The 19,490-nt window shown below is 70.3% G+C and carries 23 protein-coding genes, 1 pseudogene and 1 riboswitch; of the genes and pseudogenes, 8 read left to right on the forward strand and 16 right to left on the reverse strand.

The window, feature by feature from the left end; all coding sequences use genetic code 11:
* Positions 1-94 (forward strand): annotated as a pseudogene (locus ETD86_RS58660) (AIM24 family protein); the annotation flags it as partial.
* A gap of 7 nt (positions 95-101) precedes the next feature.
* Here the strand turns inward: ETD86_RS58660 and ETD86_RS40725 are convergent.
* The 4 genes from ETD86_RS40725 to ETD86_RS40740 all read right to left on the reverse strand — a co-directional run bounded on the left by ETD86_RS40725 (position 102) and on the right by ETD86_RS40740 (position 3,135).
* The gene (locus ETD86_RS40725) at positions 102-1,157 is read right to left on the reverse strand and encodes a cellulose binding domain-containing protein (protein WP_138671971.1); all 1,056 of its coding nucleotides are present in this window, start codon (positions 1,155-1,157) and stop codon (positions 102-104) included.
* Between the two features lie 135 nt (positions 1,158-1,292).
* Positions 1,293-2,114 carry a universal stress protein gene (locus tag ETD86_RS40730; RefSeq protein ID WP_138671972.1) on the reverse strand — a complete coding sequence of 274 codons (822 nt, stop codon included), beginning with the start codon at positions 2,112-2,114 and terminating at the stop codon, positions 1,293-1,295.
* A gap of 27 nt (positions 2,115-2,141) precedes the next feature.
* Positions 2,142-2,495, reverse strand: a complete 354-nt coding sequence (locus ETD86_RS40735; protein ID WP_246149002.1) for a hypothetical protein — start codon at positions 2,493-2,495, stop codon at positions 2,142-2,144.
* Between the two features lie 37 nt (positions 2,496-2,532).
* Positions 2,533-3,135, reverse strand: coding sequence for a class I SAM-dependent DNA methyltransferase (locus tag ETD86_RS40740; protein ID WP_170223518.1), 603 nt, complete (start codon positions 3,133-3,135; stop codon positions 2,533-2,535).
* Positions 3,136-3,186: 51 nt separating this feature from the next.
* Positions 3,187-3,299, forward strand: a riboswitch (TPP riboswitch).
* 46 nt (positions 3,300-3,345) lie between these two features.
* On the opposite strand from ETD86_RS40740, the gene thiC reads away from it, so the two are divergent.
* Complete coding sequence (thiC, locus tag ETD86_RS40745) at positions 3,346-4,887, forward strand: phosphomethylpyrimidine synthase ThiC (RefSeq protein ID WP_138671989.1); 1,542 nt, start codon at positions 3,346-3,348, stop codon at positions 4,885-4,887.
* Here thiC and ETD86_RS40750 read toward each other — a convergent pair.
* The 4 genes from ETD86_RS40750 to ETD86_RS40765 form a co-directional block, all read right to left on the reverse strand.
* The gene (locus ETD86_RS40750) at positions 4,836-5,687 is read right to left on the reverse strand and encodes an SDR family oxidoreductase (protein ID WP_138671974.1); all 852 of its coding nucleotides are present in this window, start codon (positions 5,685-5,687) and stop codon (positions 4,836-4,838) included. The genes thiC and ETD86_RS40750 overlap by 52 nt on opposite strands.
* A 41-nt stretch (positions 5,688-5,728) precedes the next feature.
* A complete protein-coding gene (locus tag ETD86_RS40755) occupies positions 5,729-5,956 on the reverse strand; it encodes a hypothetical protein (RefSeq protein ID WP_138671975.1) in 228 nt (75 codons plus the stop codon).
* Positions 5,957-6,122: 166 nt separating this feature from the next.
* A complete protein-coding gene (locus ETD86_RS40760; protein WP_138671976.1) occupies positions 6,123-6,956 on the reverse strand; it encodes an SCO6745 family protein in 834 nt (277 codons plus the stop codon).
* Positions 6,953-7,738: an SDR family oxidoreductase gene (locus ETD86_RS40765; protein WP_138671977.1), complete on the reverse strand. Its 786-nt coding sequence runs from the start codon at positions 7,736-7,738 to the stop codon at positions 6,953-6,955. Before ETD86_RS40765 ends, ETD86_RS40760 begins: the two co-directional genes overlap by 4 nt.
* Positions 7,739-7,865: 127 nt before the next feature.
* Here ETD86_RS40765 and ETD86_RS40770 point away from each other — a divergent pair, with 127 nt between their 5' ends.
* From ETD86_RS40770 to ETD86_RS40790, 5 genes are all read left to right on the forward strand, one after another.
* Positions 7,866-8,213: a hypothetical protein gene (locus ETD86_RS40770; RefSeq protein WP_138671978.1), complete on the forward strand. Its 348-nt coding sequence runs from the start codon at positions 7,866-7,868 to the stop codon at positions 8,211-8,213.
* Between the two features lie 12 nt (positions 8,214-8,225).
* Positions 8,226-9,602 carry a sensor histidine kinase gene (locus ETD86_RS40775; protein WP_211370634.1) on the forward strand — a complete coding sequence of 459 codons (1,377 nt, stop codon included), beginning with the start codon at positions 8,226-8,228 and terminating at the stop codon, positions 9,600-9,602.
* Positions 9,599-10,261 (forward strand): response regulator transcription factor, encoded by a 663-nt coding sequence (locus tag ETD86_RS40780; RefSeq protein WP_138671979.1) that lies wholly within the window; start codon positions 9,599-9,601, stop codon positions 10,259-10,261. Before ETD86_RS40775 ends, ETD86_RS40780 begins: the two co-directional genes overlap by 4 nt.
* 87 nt (positions 10,262-10,348) lie before the next feature.
* Complete coding sequence (locus tag ETD86_RS40785; RefSeq protein WP_138671991.1) at positions 10,349-10,888, forward strand: DUF4956 domain-containing protein; 540 nt, start codon at positions 10,349-10,351, stop codon at positions 10,886-10,888.
* Positions 10,885-11,658 (forward strand): polyphosphate polymerase domain-containing protein, encoded by a 774-nt coding sequence (locus ETD86_RS40790; RefSeq protein WP_138671980.1) that lies wholly within the window; start codon positions 10,885-10,887, stop codon positions 11,656-11,658. The genes ETD86_RS40785 and ETD86_RS40790 overlap by 4 nt, the downstream gene beginning before the upstream one ends.
* Here the strand turns inward: ETD86_RS40790 and ETD86_RS58665 are convergent.
* Genes ETD86_RS58665 through ETD86_RS40805 form a run of 4 tightly spaced genes read right to left on the reverse strand, consistent with a single transcriptional unit; the run spans position 11,645 to position 14,070 of the window.
* Entirely contained in the window at positions 11,645-12,139 is a 495-nt protein-coding gene (locus ETD86_RS58665) for an NAD(P)-dependent alcohol dehydrogenase (RefSeq protein WP_246149005.1), read from the reverse strand. The two genes, ETD86_RS40790 and ETD86_RS58665, sit on opposite strands and share 14 nt — an antisense overlap.
* Positions 12,091-12,612, reverse strand: coding sequence for an alcohol dehydrogenase catalytic domain-containing protein (locus ETD86_RS58670; RefSeq protein ID WP_246149007.1), 522 nt, complete (start codon positions 12,610-12,612; stop codon positions 12,091-12,093). The genes ETD86_RS58665 and ETD86_RS58670 overlap by 49 nt, the downstream gene beginning before the upstream one ends.
* A 31-nt stretch (positions 12,613-12,643) precedes the next feature.
* Complete coding sequence (locus ETD86_RS40800; RefSeq protein WP_138671981.1) at positions 12,644-13,867, reverse strand: acyl-CoA dehydrogenase family protein; 1,224 nt, start codon at positions 13,865-13,867, stop codon at positions 12,644-12,646.
* Positions 13,868-13,875: 8 nt separating this feature from the next.
* Positions 13,876-14,070, reverse strand: coding sequence for a hypothetical protein (locus ETD86_RS40805; protein WP_138671982.1), 195 nt, complete (start codon positions 14,068-14,070; stop codon positions 13,876-13,878).
* 87 nt (positions 14,071-14,157) lie between these two features.
* Between ETD86_RS40805 and ETD86_RS40810 the strand changes: the two genes are divergently transcribed.
* A complete protein-coding gene (locus ETD86_RS40810; RefSeq protein ID WP_138671983.1) occupies positions 14,158-14,796 on the forward strand; it encodes a TetR family transcriptional regulator in 639 nt (212 codons plus the stop codon).
* Here the strand turns inward: ETD86_RS40810 and ETD86_RS40815 are convergent.
* The 4 genes from ETD86_RS40815 to ETD86_RS40830 all read right to left on the reverse strand — a co-directional run.
* Complete coding sequence (locus tag ETD86_RS40815; RefSeq protein ID WP_246149010.1) at positions 14,779-15,777, reverse strand: acyltransferase family protein; 999 nt, start codon at positions 15,775-15,777, stop codon at positions 14,779-14,781. The genes ETD86_RS40810 and ETD86_RS40815 overlap by 18 nt on opposite strands.
* A gap of 91 nt (positions 15,778-15,868) precedes the next feature.
* Positions 15,869-17,809, reverse strand: coding sequence for a DUF6807 family protein (locus ETD86_RS40820; protein ID WP_138671985.1), 1,941 nt, complete (start codon positions 17,807-17,809; stop codon positions 15,869-15,871).
* On the reverse strand, positions 17,806-18,861 hold the full coding sequence (locus ETD86_RS40825; RefSeq protein ID WP_138671986.1) for a mandelate racemase/muconate lactonizing enzyme family protein: 1,056 nt from the start codon (positions 18,859-18,861) through the stop codon (positions 17,806-17,808). Before ETD86_RS40825 ends, ETD86_RS40820 begins: the two co-directional genes overlap by 4 nt.
* Positions 18,858-19,490, reverse strand: a 633-nt coding sequence (locus tag ETD86_RS40830) for a dihydrodipicolinate synthase family protein (RefSeq protein ID WP_138671987.1), incomplete at its 5' end; no start/stop codon positions are given. The genes ETD86_RS40830 and ETD86_RS40825, both read right to left, overlap by 4 nt.

Below are 19,490 nucleotides of genomic sequence, written 5' to 3' on the forward strand. Positions count from 1 at the left end.
GGGGAGCGGGGAGGCCATGCAACTGGCGTTCAGGGGGCAGGGCTTCGTGCTGGTGCAGGCCAGTGAAGGTGCCCCCATAGTGCCGGCTTCTTGACGTACGCCTAGGCGCACGTCGGGGTGGGGTCGGTGTTGGTGCCGGTCCAGGAGGCCAGGAAGCCGAACGTGGCCGTCGCCCCGGGAGTGAGCAAGCCGTTCCAGCTCACGTGACGCACGGTCACGTCCGCGCCGCTCGCGCTCAGCGTGCCGTTCCAGATCTGGCTGATCTGCTGCCCGTTCGCGAACGCCCACCGCACCGTCCATGCGCTCATCGGCGCCGTGCCGGTGTTCTTGACGGTCACCTCGCCCTGGAAGCCGCCCTGCCACTGCCCGACGTTCTTGTACGTCGCCGTGCAGCCGCCGGCACCAGTCGGGGTGACGGTGGGGGTCACGGTGGGGGTCACGGACGGCGACGGGGTCACACCGGACAGGGCGTTCACCAGGGCCGGGTACCACTTGTCGGAGATCTTCTGGTCGCCGGCCGCGTTCGGGTGCACCCCGTCGTACGTGTCCGTGCCGGTGCTGAACCCCGTCCACTGGTCCACCACCGTGATCGGCGACTGCTGGGTCGAGGTGGCAGCGGCCCAGCCGGGGATGGCGTTGTTCAGGTTCACGGCGCGCTGGGCGCATTCGGCGCAGCTGGACGGGTTCATCGGGATGATCTTGGCGACGAGGATCTTCATGGCGGGGTTGCTGGCCCGCATCTGGTTCACCAGCGTGGTGTACGCGCTGAGGATCGTCGCGGGCGGGATGTTGCTCCACACGTCGTTGGTGCCGAAGTGCATCATGACGATGTCGGGCCTGGTCGCGGCGAGCCAGCCGGGCAGCTGGTTCTGGTTGGCGACGTTCGTGGCCAGGAAGCCGCCGTGTCCCTCGTTGTCGCCGTCGTACGGGACCGAGCAACCCTGTGCCGGGAGCGTGCCGACGAAGTCGATGTCCGTGTAGCCGCTGCTCTGGAGCTTGTTCCAGAGCAGCGCCCGCCAGCAGCCGGGGGAGCCGGTGATCGAGTCGCCCAGGGGCATGACCCTGATGGCCGCGGCGCTGGCCGGGGTGGTCGTCAGGAACATCACCGCGCCGGCCATCGCCAGCAACGCCGCCAGTAACGCCCAGGTCTTCCGCATCGCCCGCACTCCCGTCGTCGCCTGGCGCAGATCGTAAGATCGCGCCTCCGAGACGGGAAGGTCGCGGCCCGGTGGAGGGACGCGACCTGCGGCGATGCACGATCGGGGATGTAACTTTCAGCCCAGAGGGCCCGCTCAGGGGCGGACGATGGCCAGGGGGCACGGGGCGTGGTGGAGCAGGGCCATGCTGATCGAACCCATGATCATCCCGGTCAGCTGCCCGTGCCCGCGGGAGCCCACCACCAGCAGGTCGGCCCGCGCCGCCGCCTCCTTGAGCACTTCGACGGGGTGCCCGTGGACGACCTCGGCCACCACCTCCACCCCCGGATGTCGCGCCCGGCCCTCGGACACCAGCTCCTGCAGCGCGCGGAGGGCGTTCTGCTCGCCGTTGGGGTCGGCGGGTTCGAAGCCGCTCGGGTGCGGCCAGGCCCACGCCTGTACGGCACGCACCCGCGTACCGTGCAACTCGGCCTCGGTGAGGGCGAAGTCAAGCGCCCGCAGCCCGCCGGGCGAGCCGTCCACCCCGGCCACCACCTCCCGGCGTGGCGGCCGCGGCAGCTCGCGGACGAGGACCACGTTCGTGCGGGCGTGCGCGGCCACTCCGTGCGCGACGGACCCGACCAGCAGCCCGCGTACGCCACCCATCCCGCGGCTGCCCACGACCAGCAGCTCGGCCCCTTTGGAGGCGTTGATCAGCGCGGTACGGGGGTCGCCGGGCAGCAGCTCGGTGGACACCTCGATCTCCGGATGCTCGCGACGGACGCGGTCCTCTGCGGCCGCGAGCACTGTGGTGGCGCCCTCGCGCATCCACCGCCTGACCTCGGCGTAGTGGCCGCTGGGCGCCTCCTCGCACACCCACTTCGCCACCGTGTGGGCCACGACGAGCGACGTGTGACGAAGGGCGGCTTCGGTGGCGGCCCACGCGGCGGCCTCCAGCCCGGTGCGCGAGCCGTCCACCCCAACGATGATCACAACGACGGCCTTTCAGGAAAGTGCGTAGCACTCCACCTCTGCTCGGCGGTAGGACAGTCCTTGGTCCGTGGAGTCCTTGGTGCACTGGCGCTCGGCCTTGCTGAGCTTCAGCGTGCCGCAGACGGTCACACCGGTGAAGGTGCGGCAGTCCAGCGTGGTGTCGGTTCTTCCGATCCGGTACGTGGCTTTGACGTGCCTGCGGCACTGCGTCCGCGCCTGCGCCGTATCGGCGTAACGGCACTGGCCGAGCAGCGTCTGGTACTGCTCTTGGCTGACTTCGTGCTGCTCGAAACCGTCCCCTGCGGCGGTGGTCCCCCCCATCGCGGCCACCACCACGAGTACTGCGACAGCGGCTATTTTCTTCATGTTCCCCCTGATGGGGACGTACCGCCCAGGGCGATCGTCAAACCTGGCAACGTCGCGCCAGCACGCTGAGCCAGGTGCGCTGGGTCGTGCTCATCTCATGCTCAATGACCTGAAATCCGGTCGATTCCAGCGTCGCGAGCAGCGTGCCGGGGTCGCGGTGCACGAACCATCGGGAGAACTCGGCGTCGTACGGGACCGGCTCCCATGCCTCCCCGTCGCCGGCTGACGTGCTCAGCCCGAGCAGGCCGCCCGGCCGCAGCGCCGCCGACCAGGCGCGCAAGGTCGGCTCGGTCTCGCCGGCGGGTACGTGGAGCAGTGCCGCGGAGGACCACAGGCCGGCCAGCGAGCCGAGGGCGATCGGCGGCCTGCGCAGGTCGCCCAGCACGGCGGGCACGCCCCGGCCGACGGCCAGCCTGGCCATCTCGATCGAGCGGTCCACCCCGACGACCGGCAAGCCCTGCTCCTGGAACCAGGCCGCGTCATGCCCGGGCCCGCACCCCAGGTCGGCCACCAGGCCCCGCACCGCCTCGGCGAACCGCTGCCGGAAGGCCAGGAAGCCCTCCGTGCGGCGGTTGTGCGCGTCGAATGCCCGCGCGATGCGGTCGTAGGTCGCGGTCGTGCGGGAGGTGGGATCGTCCATCACTTCGATCATGCCAGGTTTGGCGTGGCATCGGCCATGGGTACGATCATCGCCGACCAACGCGGGAGCCCGGTGTGGACCGGGCTGAGAGGACGGCTGACAGCCGCCGACCGCCAGAACCTGCTCCGGATAATGCCGGCGAAGGGAGTTTGCGCGGTGAACGACGCGCGTTTTTCCAAGGTTTACACCGGTGATGACCTCCGCGTTCCGATGCGCCAGGTCCACCTGTCGAACGCATCGTCTGTGACGTTGTACGACACGTCCGGCCCGTACACCGACCCCGCCGTCGAGACCGACGTCAGGCGAGGCCTGCCGCGCCTGCGCGAGCAGTGGGTGAGGGACCGTCACGCCGCCGGCCGGCCCGTCACCCAGGTCGGCTGCGCGAGGAAGGGGCTGGTCACCAGGGAGATGGAGTTCGTGGCCGTCCGGGAGGGCCTCGACGCCGAGTTCGTCCGCCAGGAGGTCGCGGCCGGCCGGGCCATCATCCCCGCCAACGTCAACCACCCCGAGTCCGAGCCGATGATCATCGGCCGTAACTTCCTCGTGAAGATCAACGCCAACATCGGCAACTCCGCCGTGACGTCCTCCATCGAGGAGGAGGTCGAGAAGATGACCTGGGCCACCCGCTGGGGCGCGGACACGATCATGGACTTGTCCACCGGCCCGGACATTCACGAGACCCGCGAGTGGATCATCCGCAACTCGCCGGTCCCGGTCGGCACCGTGCCCATCTACCAGGCATTGGAGAAGGTCAAGGGGCGTCCGGAGGACCTGTCGTGGGAGGTCTACCGCGACACGCTCATCGAGCAGTGCGAGCAGGGTGTGGACTACGTGACCGTGCACGCGGGGGTGCGGCTCGCGCACGTGCCGCTCACCGTCCGCCGCAAGACCGGCATCGTCTCGCGCGGCGGCTCGATCATGGCCGCGTGGTGCCTGGCGCACCACCGCGAGAGCTTCCTGTACGAGCACTTCGCCGACATGTGCGAGATCCTCGCTCGCTACGACGTGTCGTTCTCGCTCGGCGACGGGCTGCGGCCCGGCTCGATCGCGGACGCCAACGACGAGGCCCAGTTCGCCGAGCTGCGCACACTCGGCGAGCTGACGAAGATAGCCCGCGCGCACGACGTCCAGGTCATGATCGAGGGCCCAGGACACGTGCCCATGCACAAGATCAAGGAGAACGTCGACCTGCAGCGCGACCTCTGCGACGACGCCCCCTTCTACACCCTCGGGCCGCTGGTCACCGACATCGCGCCGGGCTACGACCACATCACCTCCGGTATCGGCGCCGCCATGATCGGCTGGTACGGCACCGCCATGCTCTGCTACGTCACCCCCAAGGAGCACCTCGGCCTGCCGGACAAGGACGACGTCAAGACCGGCGTCATCACGTACAAGATCGCCGCCCACGCCGCGGACCTCGCCAAGGGGCACCCGCGGGCGCAGGAATGGGACGACGCGCTGTCGGACGCGCGGTTCGAGTTCCGCTGGGAGGACCAGTTCGACCTGTCGCTCGATCCCCCGACGGCCCGCGCGTTCCACGATGAGACCCTGCCTGCCGCGCCGGCCAAGACCGCGCATTTCTGCTCGATGTGCGGACCGAAGTTCTGCTCGATGCGGATCAGCCACGACATCCGCCAGGCGGGTTTCGCGGCGAAGTCGGCGGAGTTCCTGCAGCGTGGCGGCACCGTCTACGTCGATCAGCCCGGCAGGGTCTCGCCGCCGACCGGGGCCAGCACCTCGCCCGTGTAGTACGACGACAGCCGCTGCGCGGCGAAGAACACGTACGAGGGGGCGATCTCGTCCGGATCGGCGGGTCGCCCCATCGGGACGTGCTCGCCGAACTTCTCCACCTTCTCCTCCGGCATCGTGGCCGGGATCAGCGGCGTCCACACCGGCCCCGGCGCGACGGCGTTGACCCTGATGCCCCGCTCCACCAGGTTCTGCGCCATGGAGTAGGTGAAGGCGTTGATCGCGCCCTTGGTGGCCGCGTAGTCGATGAGCGACTTGTTGCCGCGCAGGCCGTTGATCGAGGAGGTGTTGATGATCGCGCTCCCCTCCCGCAGGTAGGGGAGCGCGGCCTTGGTGACGCGGTAGTAGCTGTGGATGTTGACCGCGAACGTGCGCTCCCACTGCTCGTCGGTCAGCTCCTCCAGCGCGTTCACCGGCGCCTGGTAGGCCACGTTGTTGACGAGCACGTCCAGCCCGCCCAGCTCGGACACCGTCTGCGCGACCACGGCGCCGCAGTGGTCACGGTCGCCCAGGTCACCGGGCAGCAGCACGCAGCGCCGGCCGGTCTCCTCGACCAGCTTGCGGGTGTGCGCGGCGTCCTCGTGCTCGGTCAGGTACGCGATCGCGACGTCGGCCCCTTCCTTGGCGAAGGCCACCGCGACCGCCCTGCCGATCCCCGAGTCGCCCCCGGTGATGAGCGCCCTCTTGTCCTTGAGCAGGCCCCTGCCCTCGTAGTCGCGCATCTCGTCACGCGGCTCGGGGGACATCTCGCCGGTCTGCCCCGGGTACGGCTGGCTCTGAGGTGGTGTGGTTTCCGGCATGCCCTGCGGTCTGCCCTGGTCAGGGCAGGCCTAACGTGCGGTCACCATCGCCACCGCCAGAACCGGCGCTGATGCCGGACGACCAGCCGGCCGGCCCATTGCCTGCCCCGGACCACGAAATGCCGTTGGTAGCCGGGAACGGGGGACGTCGGAACGTCCCGCACCGTGGCCGGGCTGGCGATCAGCTCCACGTCGTCGATGTTCACGGACGCGCCCGGCGGCAGCACGATCGTGGTGGAGCCCGCGTACACGTCCAGCTCGATCTCCACGACATGGCGCTGTGGACCCCGCTCAGCCGCTCCTCGAACTCCTCCATCGTCAGCCGCCCGTCGCCGACCGCAGGCGGGTGGCTACCCGCTCGCGGTCCGCGTCGGACATCCGTGCCTCGGGCGACTGCGGAACTAAGTCTCCGCTCACACTTGTGACTTTAGATCGTCAGCCGAGCCTGAGCAGGCCCGCGTCCACGACCCGGCGGCCGAAGGGCCGGGCGAGCTCGGCCAGGCGCTCGCAGCCGTCGTCGCCCAGCGCCCCGTACGCGGCCATGGCCAGGGTGTCCGTACGCTCCTCGATGTGGCGGCGGAGCGCCTGGCCTTCCGCGCTCAGGGCGCCCGCGTCCAGGAGTCCGCGGTCCTGGAGGGCGGCTTCCGCGGCCGTCCACGCCTCCTCCGGCCAGGCGCGGCTGATCTTGAGGAACGCGGTGGGGACCTCGCCGCTGGCGGCATGGAGGACCAGGGCTTCCAGGCCGCCGAGGCCTTCGGCGAGAAGGGTGGCCACGTGGCCGTCGCCGCGGAACTCGCGGAGCAGGGTCTGGGCGTGCCAGAGCTGCTGGAGCGGGTCCTCCGGCCAGGCGAGCGCGGCATGGGCGGCGAAGAGCGGGCGGCCCTGGGGGTGGTCGCAGGCGGCCGTGGCAGCGCGGCAGGCCAGGTCGAGAGTCTCGGTCAGGTGCGGGAGATCATGGATGCCCGCCCGCCGCAGGGCTTCGGTGGCGGCTTCCAGGCGGGCCTCGAGCATCTGCTCCGGCGTCACCACGTTCCAGGCCGCGGGGAGGGAGCTGCGTACGAGGTCAGGGCAGAAGTTGTAGAACGTGGCGATGACCAGGTCGGCGGAGGCGCGGCCGAAGGCGGCGCCTCGCGAGGCGAAATATCCGGACATGCCGGTGAGGCCGAGCTTGGCGTAGCGCTCGGCGGCTTCCGGGACGAAGTAGATCATGCCGTGCAGCGGCTCCAGGCGACGCCAGGCCCGGCGGGCCGCCGCGGTGTCGCCCTTCATGACGTCGTCAGGGAGTCGATGAAGCGGGACATCCCGGCCAGCCACCGGTCCTGGTCCTCCGCCTTGTAGCGCACGAAGTCCGCCACCTCGGGGTGCGGGAAGATGTGGAAACGCTCGGACTCCAAGCCCTCGATGGCGGCGGTGGCCACGTCGGCGGGGTCGAGGATCGTGCCGGAGGCCCCTACGGCGCGGGCGGTCAGGTGGTCCTCCTCCTGACCGCGCTCGTACATGGCCGTCCGCACCCCCTGCGGGCACAACACGCTGACCTTGATGCCCTGGGAGGCGTAGTGCATGGCGACCCACTCGGCGAACGCGACGGCCGCGGCCTTGGTCACCGCGTACGGGGCGTCGCCGGGGCAGCTGACCAGGCCGGCCGCGGAGCAGGTGTTCAGGAGGTAGCCACCGCCGCGGGCGATCATGGAGGGTACGGCAGCGCGGGCGGCGTACACGTGGGCCAGGACGTTGACCGCGTACAGACTGCTCCACTCCTGGTCGGTGGCGTCCAGCCCGTGGCCGCCGATGATGCCGGCGTTCGAGCAGAACAGGTCGACGGGGCCGAATGGGGTGTCCATCAGGGCGGCGACGTCCGCCTCCGACGCCACGTCCACCTGGACGGGATGCGCGCGTTCGCCGATCTCCTTGGCCACCGCGGCCGCGCCGGCCTCGTCGAGATCGGCGACCACGACCCCGGCGGCGCCTTCCGCGGCGAATCGCAGGGCCAGCGCCCGGCCGATGCCGCCGGCCGCACCCGTGACCACGACGACCTTGTCCCGTATCCGCATGACTGCTCCCTTTGGACCGACCGGCCGGTATCAGAACATGATTCTACTGTGATCAAGCCTGATCAGATGAGAGGTTTCTCATCTGGGCCTCAGCGTGGTCTCCTCGAAGGGCGTCAAGGTCAAGGACATGAAACATCGGGCGACGGTGATCCTGGTCGGTCTGGGCGTGACGGTGGCCGGGCTCATGTCGGTGGAACTGGTCCGGGCGGCCGAGAACCGCTCCGATCTGGGCGATCCCGTCGTGGTCACTTCCAGTCCGAGCCCGAGCCCGAGTCCGAGCCCGAGCCCGAGTCCGAGCCCGAGCCCGAGCCCGACTCCGAGCCCGAGCGTGGCCGGGACGCCCGAGAAGAGCGCGAGCCAGCGGCCCACCCCGCGCAAGACCAAGGCGGAGCCGGTCAAACCTCCGTCTCCCCGCCCAGGTGGTGGCGGTGACGACGGCGATGACGATGATGGGGACGACGACGGTGACGACTGACAGGGAGGCCGCATGCGAGTGAGCGCCCGTGCCCGGATCGTGGGCTGGATGCTCGCCGTCGTCGGCCTCGCCCTGTCGGTCTCGATCTTCGCGACCTGGACCTTCCTGCTCACCGCGCTCGACAGCAGGGTGCACGATGAGCTCAAGAACGAGGTCGCCAAGCTGCGGGGATACGCGGACAACAACCGCACCGTCACGAACGTCGAGAACCTGCTCTTCGACTACCTCGCGATCAACTCGCCGGATCGGCATGAGACCTTCTTCAGCATCGTCGACGGCCGGCCGCACAAGGTCACGGCGGTTCCGCCGCCGGTGCGTCTCGACACCGACGACGCCCTGGTCGCGCGGCTGGCCACGGCCACCAGGTCCTACAACGGCTCGGTGGAGAGCGCCGGGGGCACGGTCAGGTACGCGGTCATCCCGGTCAGGGTGACCGCCGACCCCCGCCCCGCCCACTTCGTGGTGGCGATCTTCTACGACGTGCACCGCGAGGAGATCGTGGAGGCGGTGCAGGTGCTCGGGCTGTCCGCGCTGGCCGCGATGGCGCTGGCCGGGGCGGCCGGGTGGTTCGTGGCCGGGCGGGTGCTGGCGCCGGTCCGGCTGGTCAGCCAGACGGCCGAGCAGATCAGCGACTCCTCCGACCTGACCCGCCGGCTGGACGTGCCCGGCGACGACGACGTGGCCGCGCTCGCCGGCACGTTCAACCACATGCTCGACAGGCTGGAGCGGGCCTTCCTCGTGCAACGGCACTTCCTGGACGACGCCGGGCACGAGCTGCGTACGCCGATCACCGTCATCCGCGGCCACCTGGAGCTCATGGGCGACGACCCTGCCGACCGCGCCGAGACGTTGGCCCTGGTCACCGACGAGCTCGAGCGGATGAACCGCATCGTCGACGACCTCCTCACCCTCGCCAAGGCCGAGCAGCCGGGGTTCCTGGCCGTGGACATGGTCGAGCTGGCCGACCTCACGGTCAGCGTGGTCGCCAAGGCGCGGGCGCTGGGCGAGCGGCGGTGGCGGGTGGACGAGGTGGCCGAGGCCCGCGTGCCGGCCGACCGGCAGCGGCTCACGCAGGCGCTCATGCAGCTGGTGGCCAACGCCGTACGGCACACGAAGGACGGCGACCTGATCGCCGTCGGGTCCGCCGTCCGGGACGGGCGGACCGACCTGTGGGTACGCGACAGCGGCCCAGGGGTGGCGCCGGCCGACCGGGAGCGCATCTTCGGGCGGTTCGTCCGGGGCGCGGCCCGTTCCCATGACGGGGCCGGGCTCGGCCTGGCCATCGTCAAATCCATCGCCGAGGCCCATGGGGGCCGGGTGCAGGTGACCGAGGCCCCGGGCGGCGGGGCGTGCTTTGTCATTTCCATCCCGCTGTGGGAGGTGCGGTGAACCGCATTCTGATCGCCGAGGACGAGGCCAGGATCGCCTCCTTCGTGGAGAAGGGGCTGCGGACCAACGGGTTCGTGACGGCCGTGGTGGGGGACGGGGTCGCGGCGTACGACCTGGCGTGCGCGGGCGGGTTCGACCTGCTCATCCTGGACATCGGGCTGCCGTTGAGCGATGGCTTCACGGTGTTGCGGCGGTTGCGGGAGTCCAAGGTGACCATCCCGGTGATCATCCTGACCGCCCGGGACAGCGTGAGCGACACCGTGGCGGGGCTGGAGGGCGGCGCGGACGACTACATCGCCAAGCCCTTCGCCTTCGAGGAGCTGCTGGCCCGGATCCGGCTGCGGTTGCGGGCCGACCGTACGCCCGAGGTGACCGTGCTCCGCGTTTCGGATTTGTCGCTGGATCTGCGGACCAGACGGGCTTACGTGGGGGATCGGGCGGTGGACCTGTCCACCCGGGAGTTCGCCCTGGCCGAGATCTTCTGCCGGCACCCGGACCAGGTGCTGACCCGCGAGCAGCTGCTCAGCCACGTGTGGGGGTTCGACTTCGACCCCGGTTCGAACGTGGTGGACGTGTACGTCCGGTACCTGCGCCGCAAGATCGGCGCCGACCGGATCGAGACGGTACGCGGCACCGGGTACCGCATGAGAGCCGCCTAATCATCGCCTCACCGCCGCTTCACCGCCCTCCTCCAGGCTGTTCATCAACAGGACAAAGGAGGAACGACCGTGTTCACCGGACTGGCGATGAACCTCGTGGCGATCTGCTTGCTCGCCTACGGCATCTACTATCGGCGCCACCATCGGCGTGACCTGCTCTTCGCCTACGTCGCTCTGAACGTGGGCATCTTCGCGGTGGTGTCGTTGCTGCTGGTCCAGCGGATCGACATCGCCGTCGGGTTCGGGCTGTTCGGGCTGTTGTCGATCATCCGGCTGCGGTCCAGCGAGATCACCCAGCAGGAGATCGCCTACTACTTCGTCGCGATCGTGCTGGGGCTGGTCAACGGGGTGGCGGCGGCGTGGCCGCTGATCGCGCTGGCGCTGGACGGGGTGCTGCTGGCGGTGATGTACGTCGCCGACCATCCGCAACTGCTCGGCCGCACCCGGCACCAGATGGTGACGCTGGACGTCGTCCACGCGGACCCGGACCTGCTGCGGGCGGACCTGGAGAGCCGGCTGCGGGCGCGGGTGCTGCAGTGCGTGGTCACCCAGGTGGACTACGTACGGGACGTGACCGTGGTGGACGTGCGCTATGTGGCGCAGGACGCGCGAGTGAGGGTGCGGTGAACGCGGACGTGGTGCTCGCCGGGGTCGCCGCGGGGGCGGCGCCGATCGAGCTCGAGGACGTGCCGGAGCTGATGAGCCGGGTGGACTCCAAATACCTCGTGACGGCTTCGGTCATGGCCAGGCTCGCCGCCGAGCTCGGGGACCGGTTCGCGGTGTTGCGGATCGGCCGGCGACGGCAGTTCCGCTACACCTCCACCTACTTCGACACACCGGACCTGCTCACGTTCCGGCACCATCGGCAGGACCGGCGCCGCCGGTTCAAGTTGCGGACGCGGACGTACCTGGACGGGGGTGGCCGGTGGCTGGAGCTGAAGCTCAAGGGGGCACGCGGCAGCACCGACAAACATCGCATCCCCTACGACGACGCGCCGGCGCACGCCCTCACCGCGGAAGCGCTGGACTTCGTGAGCGACACACTGGTCCGCGAGCTCCACCTGACCATGCCCGGCCCGCTGGGCCCGGTCCTGTCCACCGACTACAAGCGGGTGACCCTGGTCGACCGGGCGGGAAAGGCCCGGCTCACCTGCGACACCGGCCTGATCTGCCACGGCGGGTCGCGTACCGTGCCGGCCCGCCCCGGCCTGGTCCTGCTGGAGTCGAAGTCCGCGGACGGAAATGCGATGGTCGATCGGGCGCTGCGAGGGATGGGGGTGCGGCCGGTGACCGTGAGCAAGTACTGCCTCGCCGTCGCCGCCCTCCGCGACTGCCCGGCCAACCGCTGGCGACCTGTGTTGCGGCGATATCTCGAGCCCGGACTCAGACGGCGATGACGATCTTGCCCTTGGCGTGTCCCTCTTCGAGGTAGCGGATCGCCTCGGCGCTCTCGCCCAGCGGGTAGGTCCGGTCGATGACCGGGGTGATCTTCTTCTCCTGGAGAAGGTCGTGCAGGGCGGCGAGAGTGTCCTTGCTCGGGCGTGCCACGTAGTTCGCGAGCCTCTGGGGGCCGAACAGGAACATCACTTTCCCGCCGATGATCCGGTTCATGGGGCCCACCCAGCGGCCGCCGGTGCCGGAGTTGGGGACGAACGCTCCTCGGGGCGTGAGGACACGTCGGCAGGCCGACAGGGGATGGTTGCCGACGTTGTCGAGGATGAGGTCGTAGCGGCGGGTGCCGCGGGTGAAGTCTTCTTTGGTGTGGTCGAGGACGTGGTCGGCGCCGATGGAGCGGACCATCTCGACGTTGCCGGTGCTGCACACGCCGGTCACCTCGGCGCCCAGGGCTTTGGCGATCTGCACGGCGAAGGTGCCCACGCCGCCCGCCGCGCCGTTGACCAGCACGCGTTGCCGGCCTGGACCCGTCCCACGTCGCGGAGGCCGAGCAGGGCGGTGACCGCCGCCGTCGGCACGGCCGCGGCCTGCTCGAACGTCAGGTTGGCCGGCTTTTTCAGCACCGCAGCGTCCTGGCGGACGGAGACGTACTCGGCCAGTGTTCCCTCGCCGGAGCCGAACACCTCGTCGCCCGGTCGTAACCCCGTGACGTTCGCACCCACCGCCTCGACGTGTCCCGCGAAGTCGCTGCCCAGCCCGTTGGCCTTGGGGCGGGTCAGGCCGGCCACAGCGCGGAAGATGTACGGCGCGCCTCGCATCAGGTGCCAGTCGCCGGCGTTGATCGCGGCTGCTCGGACCCGGACCAGTACGTCGTCGTCCCCGACCGTCGGCAGGCCGGTGTCCTGGAGCGTGAGCACGCTGGGCGGGCCGTAGGCGTAGAAGCGGATCGCCTTCATGACATCGTTCCGGGGTGTGCGGGTCGGCGGACTACAGGGGCAGGTCGCCGGTGGCGGCGCTGGTGGAGCCGGTCGCGCGGTAGGCGGCGATCGTGCGTTCGGCGATGCGCATCTGGTGGATCTCGTCGGCCCCGTCGGCGAAGCGGGCCCATCGGGCGTGCTGGAACATGCTGGCCAGCGGCGTGTCCGTCGAATACCCCAGCGCCCCGTGCACCTGGATCGCCCGGTCCACGATGCGGTTGAGGCTGTTCGCCACGAAGTGTTTGGCCATCGACACCTCGGTGCGGAAGTCCTCACCCTTGTCGATCTTGGAGGCGGCGTGCAGCACCATGAGCTTGCACTGGTAGAGCTCCATGGTCGAGTCGGCGATCATCCACTGGATGCCCTGCTTCTCGGCCAGCAGGGAGCCGTGGCTGTGGCGGTTGATCGCGCGGTCCACCATCATGTCCAGCGCGGTCTCCGCCTGCGAGATCCACCGCATGCAGTGCGCCAGGCGAGCGGGGCCGAGGCGGTACTGGCCCAGGCGGTGGCCGTTGCCCCGCCCGCCCAGGACCTGGTCGTCGGGCACGCGCAGGTCCTCGATGCGGATCTCGCTGTGGCCGGTCGAGCCGTGCATGGTCTCGATCTCGCGTACGTCGCTCCAGCCGGGACTGGGCAGGTCCACGAGGAAGGCCGTGGTGGCACCGCGCGAGCCCGCCGGCACGTCCGGCTCGGTCCGCGCGATGAGGATGGCGAAGTTGGCGCGGCGGGCGTTGGAGATGAACCATTTGTGGCCGTTGATCACCCACTCGTCGCCGTCGCGTACGGCCTCGGTGCGGATCAGGGTGGGGTCGGAGCCGGCCACCTCGGGCTCGGTCATCGCGAAGCAGGACATCTGCGTGCCCTCAAGCAGCGGACGCAGGTACTTCTCCTTCTGCTCGTCCGTCGCCCAGTGCAGCAGCGTGTGCATGTTGCCCTCGTCGGGGGCCATGCAGTTCAGCACCCAGGGGCCGACGCGGGTCTTGGCCGCCTCCGACTGCACCATGGCCAGCTCCACGTGGCCCAGCCCCATCCCGCCCCACTCCTTCGGCATGTGCGGCAGCCACAGGCCCTCGGCCTTCGCCTGCGAGCGCAGCCGGACGAGGGTCCGCAGGTAGGTGTCGCGGTCGTGCTCCTTCACCTCCTCCATCGCGGGGATGACGGTGCCCTGGATGAAGGCGCGGACCCGCTTGCGGATCTCCTCGTGCTCGGGGGCGAGGGTGAAATCGATGGCCATATTTCCTCTCACAGGGGGTTGCGGCAGGCGATCAGCGCCCGCGTGTACGGGTGCGCGGGCCGGGAGATCAGCACCTCGTCACGTGGCCGCAGGTGCGCGCCGCCACTACCGGCCCACCGCTCCCAGCTCCTGCCGGAAAAGCGCTGTCCGGAACGCGCGGCCCGGCGGCAGCTCGGCGAGGCCGGCCTGCTCCAGCGTTTCATCCACGCCTCCTCCCGGAACGTCCCGAGAGCGATTTCACCGATAGTACTATCGGTGAAAATCCGCACAAGCCCCAAGAGGCGGCCGTGATGAGCACATCGCTGAGCAGGAGCGAGGCGAAGGACCTGACCAGGCGCAAGCTGATCCGCGCCGCGCTGGCGATCCTCGACGAGGAGGGCGAGGCAGGGCTGACCACGGTCAAGATCGCCAAGGCCGCCGGGATCGCGCAGTCCAGCTTCTACGTGCACTTCAAGGACATGCGGCACCTGCTGCGGGTGCTCGCGGAGGAGGGCGGCGAACGGTTGCGCGGGTCGATGCGCGAGGCGCGGCGCAGGGCCCGCGAGTCTCCCGACGACCTCGAACGCCACCGCGACACGTTCCGCATCCCTTTGGAGGCGATCTGTCGCCATCCCGAGCTGCTGCGCATCCAGCTACGGGCCCGGCACGACCCGTCGTCGTCGTTTCGCGACTTCGCCACCCAGAAGGCGGCGGCCTACCGCGAGCACCACGCCGCCGACCTGGCCGCGCTCGGCTACACGGCCGACGACGAGCGCGACCGGCGGCGCCTGGAGATGATCGCCGAGGCCGTCGACGCGGCCACGAACGCCCTGGCCATGGGGCACCTGGAGGGCCGTTACCCGGACCTGGAGGAGTGCGCCGACATCCTGACGGCACTGTCCCGCGGCGCGCTGCGGCTGCTGCGGTCCACCTCAGGCGGGCCGGCGTAGCCGGGTGAAGGCCCAGGACATGCGGGGCTCGACCGCCCAGTGGAAGAGCGTGCGCACCGGAGGCGTGCACAGCAGCGTGGCGGTGACCAGGCCGAGCCCGATCGACAGCGGCAGGCCCAGGTCGAACCGCTCGGCGACCTTGACCACGAAGCCGTGCAGCAGGTACGCGTACATGGTGGCCGCGCCCAACCCGCTGAACCAGGTGCGCCGCGCCGGCGTCACCGCCAGGAACGCCGCCACCAGCACGACCCCCGCCACCAGCAGCCCCAGCCTGGTCGCCGTGCCGGTGAGGTCGTCCACGCCGACCTCCGCGTTCGACAGCCGCCATCTGATCCACTCCGTCGGCACGGCGTCGTGCACGAGCAGCGCCGTCGCCAGCCCCAGCCCCAGCACGCACGCTCCGGCCAGCCGCATGTAGGGCCGGCGCAGCCACTGGAAATGCTCCGGCTTCAGCATCAGCCCCAGCACGTAGAAGGGGAGCAGGCCGAACGTGCGGTTCATGGACAGCTCGTCAGGCAGCTTGCTCATCCCGGTGAGCAGCGACAACACGACCGCGACCAGCAACGGCCACCTGAGCTGCTGCCACACCGGCGTGGAAAGCCGCCACAGGAACAACGACATCAGGAACCAGGTCAGGTAGTACGGCTCCAGCAGGCTCAGCTCGAACTTCCCGTAGAGGATCAGCCGGGGCAGCGAGTACGCCAGTTCGAAGAGCACGTACGGCACCGCCAGCGTGGAGATCAGCTTGCGAGCCTTGCCCGCCGAGAACGTGAACGTCCGCGACAGGTAGCCGCTGAGCACGATGAACAGCGGCATGTGGAAGACGTACACGTAGAAGTAGAGCGCGTGCGCGATGGGCGCGTCCCGCTGGTCCTCGATGACGTGGCCGCACACGACGAGCACGATGGCCAGGTATTTGGCGTTGTCGAAGAACGGGTCCCTGGCGGTCACGGGTTCGGCCAGTACGGGTGCGCTGCTCACAGTGCTGCTGTGTCTCATGGTTGGCTCGCTTCGCTCCGTCACGAGCACCGCACCCTAGCCACCGCTCCTCGAACCGCCAGGAAACCGCGGGTTAAACCTCGGCGGCCAGTTGAGCCGTCTGGGCGTGGTCGAGGCGTCCGTCCGCGACGATCGTGACGACCCGCCTGGTCAGCGTGTCCTCGACGACCAGCGGCCGGTCCCACGCCAGCGCCTGCCCGACGCCCGGATAATCCTCGACCCGAACGAACCACGCGTCGTCGGCGTCCTGGACGAACACCAGTGTCCAGTCTCGCCCTTCCGGGTCCGTCCCCGACATGGCGACCCACGGGGCGCGGCTGCCGTGCACGGCGGGCTCGTCTCCGGGCAGGGTCGTCCGGGCGGTGGAGGTGCCGGGCGCCCGCCAGAAGAAGCCGCCGTACCCCGCGCCGGCCCGCCCCTTGGTGGCCGAGCTGTTGATCTCCACAGGCGCGCCGGTGCGGTTCGTGAGCGTGAACGTGAAGTCCAGGGCCCAGGCCTCGCCGACCGGCCGCGCCACCACGGTCCGCTCCTCGCTCGCCATCACCCGCCCGTCAGGGCCGATCCACTCCAGCTGCTCGACGAAGCCGTCGTCGTCGAGCCGCGTGAAGGCCAGGTGCCGCTGGCCGCCGTGATCGCCGAGCCAGGCCGGACCCTGGTCCTTGACGTACGTGCGGCCGCCCCAGAAGTTCGCGCCGCCCAGGTCGGAGATCGCCACCCCGACCCCGAGGTGATGCACGTGGTCCTCGGGCCGGACCTGGGTGACCTCGACGCCGCCCAGCGTCCGCACCCCGTGCAGGTACGGGCGCGGCGAGTCCGTGGCGGGGAGGTCCGGCCGCAGCTCGTAGGCGGCGACCGGCGTGCCGGAGACCAGGAGCCGCACCTGCGTCCAGGGCGCGTCCAGCTCCGAGTAGAGGGCCAGCTCGTCCGCGCTGCGGGCCGTCAGGTCCGCCATGCCCGGCAGGAACCGGTACGTGACCTCGCTGGAATCGGGATCCCGCTCGACGATCTGGTGCCGCTCGGGAATCGGCAGCGGCTCCGGCGCCTGCCGCACCGCGTCCAGCACCTGCGTGAACGCCTCCGTGGCGACCAGCGGCACCAGCAGGCCGGCGCCCGTGCGGACGTGGTCGATGAGGTTCTCCAGCAGGTCGGCGCGTTCGTACAGGGTGGTCGTGACCGAGCCGTCCGGGTGCTCGACCTTGATCAGGTCCTGCGTGTAGAAGAGCGTGGCCCGGCCCGCGTCGCCGTGCACGACCAGGTACGGGTCCCTGTGCTCGGTCGCGCACAGGGTCACCGCGATGGTGATCACGAGACCGTCGTCCATCCGGATCCGCACGCACGACGTGTCGTCCGACTCGATCGGGTGGGCGTGGTAGAGCTCGGTCTCGATACCGGCGATGCGCCCTTCCGCCAGGGCCAGGGCGGTCGCCACGGCGTGCGCGAACGGGTTGGTCAGGGCGCCGTCCACCACGTCCACGCCGTTCAGGCGGCGCTTGCCCGCCCAGGCGGAGCGGGTGAAGTAGTCCGAAGGACGCTGCCACGTGCCGGCGCCGCCGATGCCGCGCACGCGTCCGACGGCGCCGCTCGCGATCAGCTCGCGCAGTGCGGGCACCGCCGCCGAACCCAGTGACTGGAACCCGACCTGGCAGGTCAGTCCGGTCTCCGCCACAGCCGCCGCGATCCGTTGTTGTTCGGCGGGACTGGCCGCGGGCGGCTTCTCCAGCAGCACGTGTGAGCCCGCGTGCAGGGCGGTCACCGCGAGGTCGGCGTGCGTGTGGATGGGCGTGCAGACGATCGTGATCTCCGCGCCGGTCTTCTCGATCAGCGCACCCAGATCGGCCGACTGCAGCGGCGCGGCGAAACCGACCTCCACGGGCCGTACGTCGCAGATCCCGGCCAGCTCGACCACGCCCTGGCCGCTGAGCGTGCGCAGAGCATTCAGGTGATGCTGCCCGTGTCCATAGGCGCCGGCCAGGACGACCTTCACCGGTGCCGGATCAACCTTCGCCGCCGTCATCCCGACCACCTCAGCCCCAGCCCCGCGTGCTCGCCCACACGCAACACACCATGACGAATGTCCACCGGGTACGGCTCCACCAACAGCCCCAGCGCGGCGAAGGACGCGTCCTCCACGTCCTCCACCATGACCGGCAGCGGGAGCGCCAGAGCCAGTTGCCCGGACATCTCATTCAACAGGTGCGGGTAGACCGGCACGTCGTACGTCCTGGCCAGTTCCACGATCCGCAGGAACGGCGTGATGCCGCCGACCCGTACCACGTTCGGCTGCACGACGTCGCACGCGCCGGCCGCCAGCAGATCGCGGAAGCCGTACGTCGTGTAGACGTTCTCGCCCACCGCGACCGGCACGTCGATGGAGCGGCGCAGCTCCACGTGGCCGGCCACGTCGTCGGCCGGCAGCGGCTCCTCGATCCAGTGCAGGTCGAACTGCCGCAGCGCGGCCAGCGCCCGGCGGGCCCGGTGCAGGTCCCACCGCTGGTTGGCGTCGATCATCAGCAGCCGGTCAGGCCCGAGCACGTCGCGCACCGCGGCCACCCGCGCCACGTCCTCGGCCAGGTCGGGGCGGCCCACCTTGATCTTGACGCCCTTGTACCCGGCCGCCACCCACCGCCTGACCTGCTCGACCAGCTCCTCCAGCGAGTAGTGCAGGTTGACGCCGCTGCCGTACACCGGGACCTCGTCGCGCCGCCGCCCCAGCACGTCGGCCAGGCCGGCCTCGCCGCAGCGCAGATCCCACAGCGCCAGGTCGATCCCGGCCAGCGCGATCGTCGTGATCCCGCCCGGTCCCGCCTCGCGCAGGTGCCGCCAGAGCCGGTCCCACACCACCTCGGGGTGCGCGGGCAGCCCGATCAGCGCCTCCCGCAGGTCGTGGTCGAGCAGCGCCTGTACGGCGTGCGCGCCGATCTGCGGCGTCCACGAGAACCCCGTCCCGACGCGCCCGTCCTTCAGCGTGACGTGCGTGACGATCACGTGGTTGGCGGGCACGTCCGCTCCCCAGGGCCGGGACAGCGGGACGGTGCGCAGCTCGGTACGCAGGTCCGCGATGGTCATGACGTCGCCAGCTCCAGCCCCGTCTTGATCAGCCTCGCCAGCTCCTCCAGGTGCTCGGGCGTCACGTCCACCAGCGGCGGGCGGACCGCGCCCACGTCCAGGCCGCGCAGCCGTACCCCGGCCTTCACCAAGGCGACCGGGTACCCGGGGACCTTGCCGCGCAACCGCACGAGCGGGGCGTAGAACTCCGTCAGCAGCCGCTCGTCCCCGTTCAGATAGGCCAGCGCGATCTCCGGCGCGAACGCGAACACCGCGCTGGAGTACAAGTCCACACCGATGCCCCGGTAGGCGGGCATGGTCAGCTCGGCCGTCGGCAGCCCGTTGAAGAACAGGAAGTCCGGGTACGCCTCCCGGATCGCCAGCACGATCCGCTGCATCCTGTCGATGTCGCCGACGCCGTCCTTGAGCCCGATCACCCCGGGGATTCCGGCCAGCTCCACCACGGCGTCCGGCTCCAGCACCACCGTGCCGCGCTGGTAGACGATGACCGGCAGCTCGGCGGCCACGGCCGCCACGTACGCCTTGAAACCGTGCCCGGGACCCTGCGCCAGGTAAGGCGGCATGAGCAACAATCCGTCGGCCCCGGCCTCCCGCGCGGCCCGCGCCTGATTCAGCGCCGAGCCGAGCGA

Origin of the sequence: Nonomuraea turkmeniaca (assembly GCF_005889735.1) — a bacterium.
Classification (GTDB): Bacteria; Actinomycetota; Actinomycetes; order Streptosporangiales; family Streptosporangiaceae; genus Nonomuraea; species Nonomuraea turkmeniaca.

What these genes read in the sequence shown, in the direction of transcription:
- ETD86_RS40725 (WP_138671971.1), bottom strand. Translation starts at nt 1,157, where the DNA reads ATGCGGAAGACCTGGGCGTTACTGGCGGCGTTGCTGGCGATGGCCGGC.
- ETD86_RS40735 (WP_246149002.1), bottom strand. Translation starts at nt 2,495, where the DNA reads ATGAAGAAAATAGCCGCTGTCGCAGTACTCGTGGTGGTGGCCGCGATG.
- ETD86_RS40740 (WP_170223518.1), bottom strand. Translation starts at nt 3,135, where the DNA reads ATGGACGATCCCACCTCCCGCACGACCGCGACCTACGACCGCATCGCG.
- thiC (WP_138671989.1), top strand. Translation starts at nt 3,346, where the DNA reads ATGCGCCAGGTCCACCTGTCGAACGCATCGTCTGTGACGTTGTACGAC.
- ETD86_RS40750 (WP_138671974.1), bottom strand. Translation starts at nt 5,687, where the DNA reads ATGCCGGAAACCACACCACCTCAGAGCCAGCCGTACCCGGGGCAGACC.
- ETD86_RS40760 (WP_138671976.1), bottom strand. Translation starts at nt 6,956, where the DNA reads ATGAAGGGCGACACCGCGGCGGCCCGCCGGGCCTGGCGTCGCCTGGAG.
- ETD86_RS40765 (WP_138671977.1), bottom strand. Translation starts at nt 7,738, where the DNA reads ATGCGGATACGGGACAAGGTCGTCGTGGTCACGGGTGCGGCCGGCGGC.
- ETD86_RS40770 (WP_138671978.1), top strand. Translation starts at nt 7,866, where the DNA reads ATGAAACATCGGGCGACGGTGATCCTGGTCGGTCTGGGCGTGACGGTG.
- ETD86_RS40775 (WP_211370634.1), top strand. Translation starts at nt 8,226, where the DNA reads ATGCGAGTGAGCGCCCGTGCCCGGATCGTGGGCTGGATGCTCGCCGTC.
- ETD86_RS40785 (WP_138671991.1), top strand. Translation starts at nt 10,349, where the DNA reads ATGAACCTCGTGGCGATCTGCTTGCTCGCCTACGGCATCTACTATCGG.
- ETD86_RS58670 (WP_246149007.1), bottom strand. Translation starts at nt 12,612, where the DNA reads ATGAAGGCGATCCGCTTCTACGCCTACGGCCCGCCCAGCGTGCTCACG.
- ETD86_RS40800 (WP_138671981.1), bottom strand. Translation starts at nt 13,867, where the DNA reads ATGGCCATCGATTTCACCCTCGCCCCCGAGCACGAGGAGATCCGCAAG.
- ETD86_RS40805 (WP_138671982.1), bottom strand. Translation starts at nt 14,070, where the DNA reads ATGAAACGCTGGAGCAGGCCGGCCTCGCCGAGCTGCCGCCGGGCCGCG.
- ETD86_RS40810 (WP_138671983.1), top strand. Translation starts at nt 14,158, where the DNA reads ATGAGCACATCGCTGAGCAGGAGCGAGGCGAAGGACCTGACCAGGCGC.
- ETD86_RS40820 (WP_138671985.1), bottom strand. Translation starts at nt 17,809, where the DNA reads ATGACGGCGGCGAAGGTTGATCCGGCACCGGTGAAGGTCGTCCTGGCC.
- ETD86_RS40825 (WP_138671986.1), bottom strand. Translation starts at nt 18,861, where the DNA reads ATGACCATCGCGGACCTGCGTACCGAGCTGCGCACCGTCCCGCTGTCC.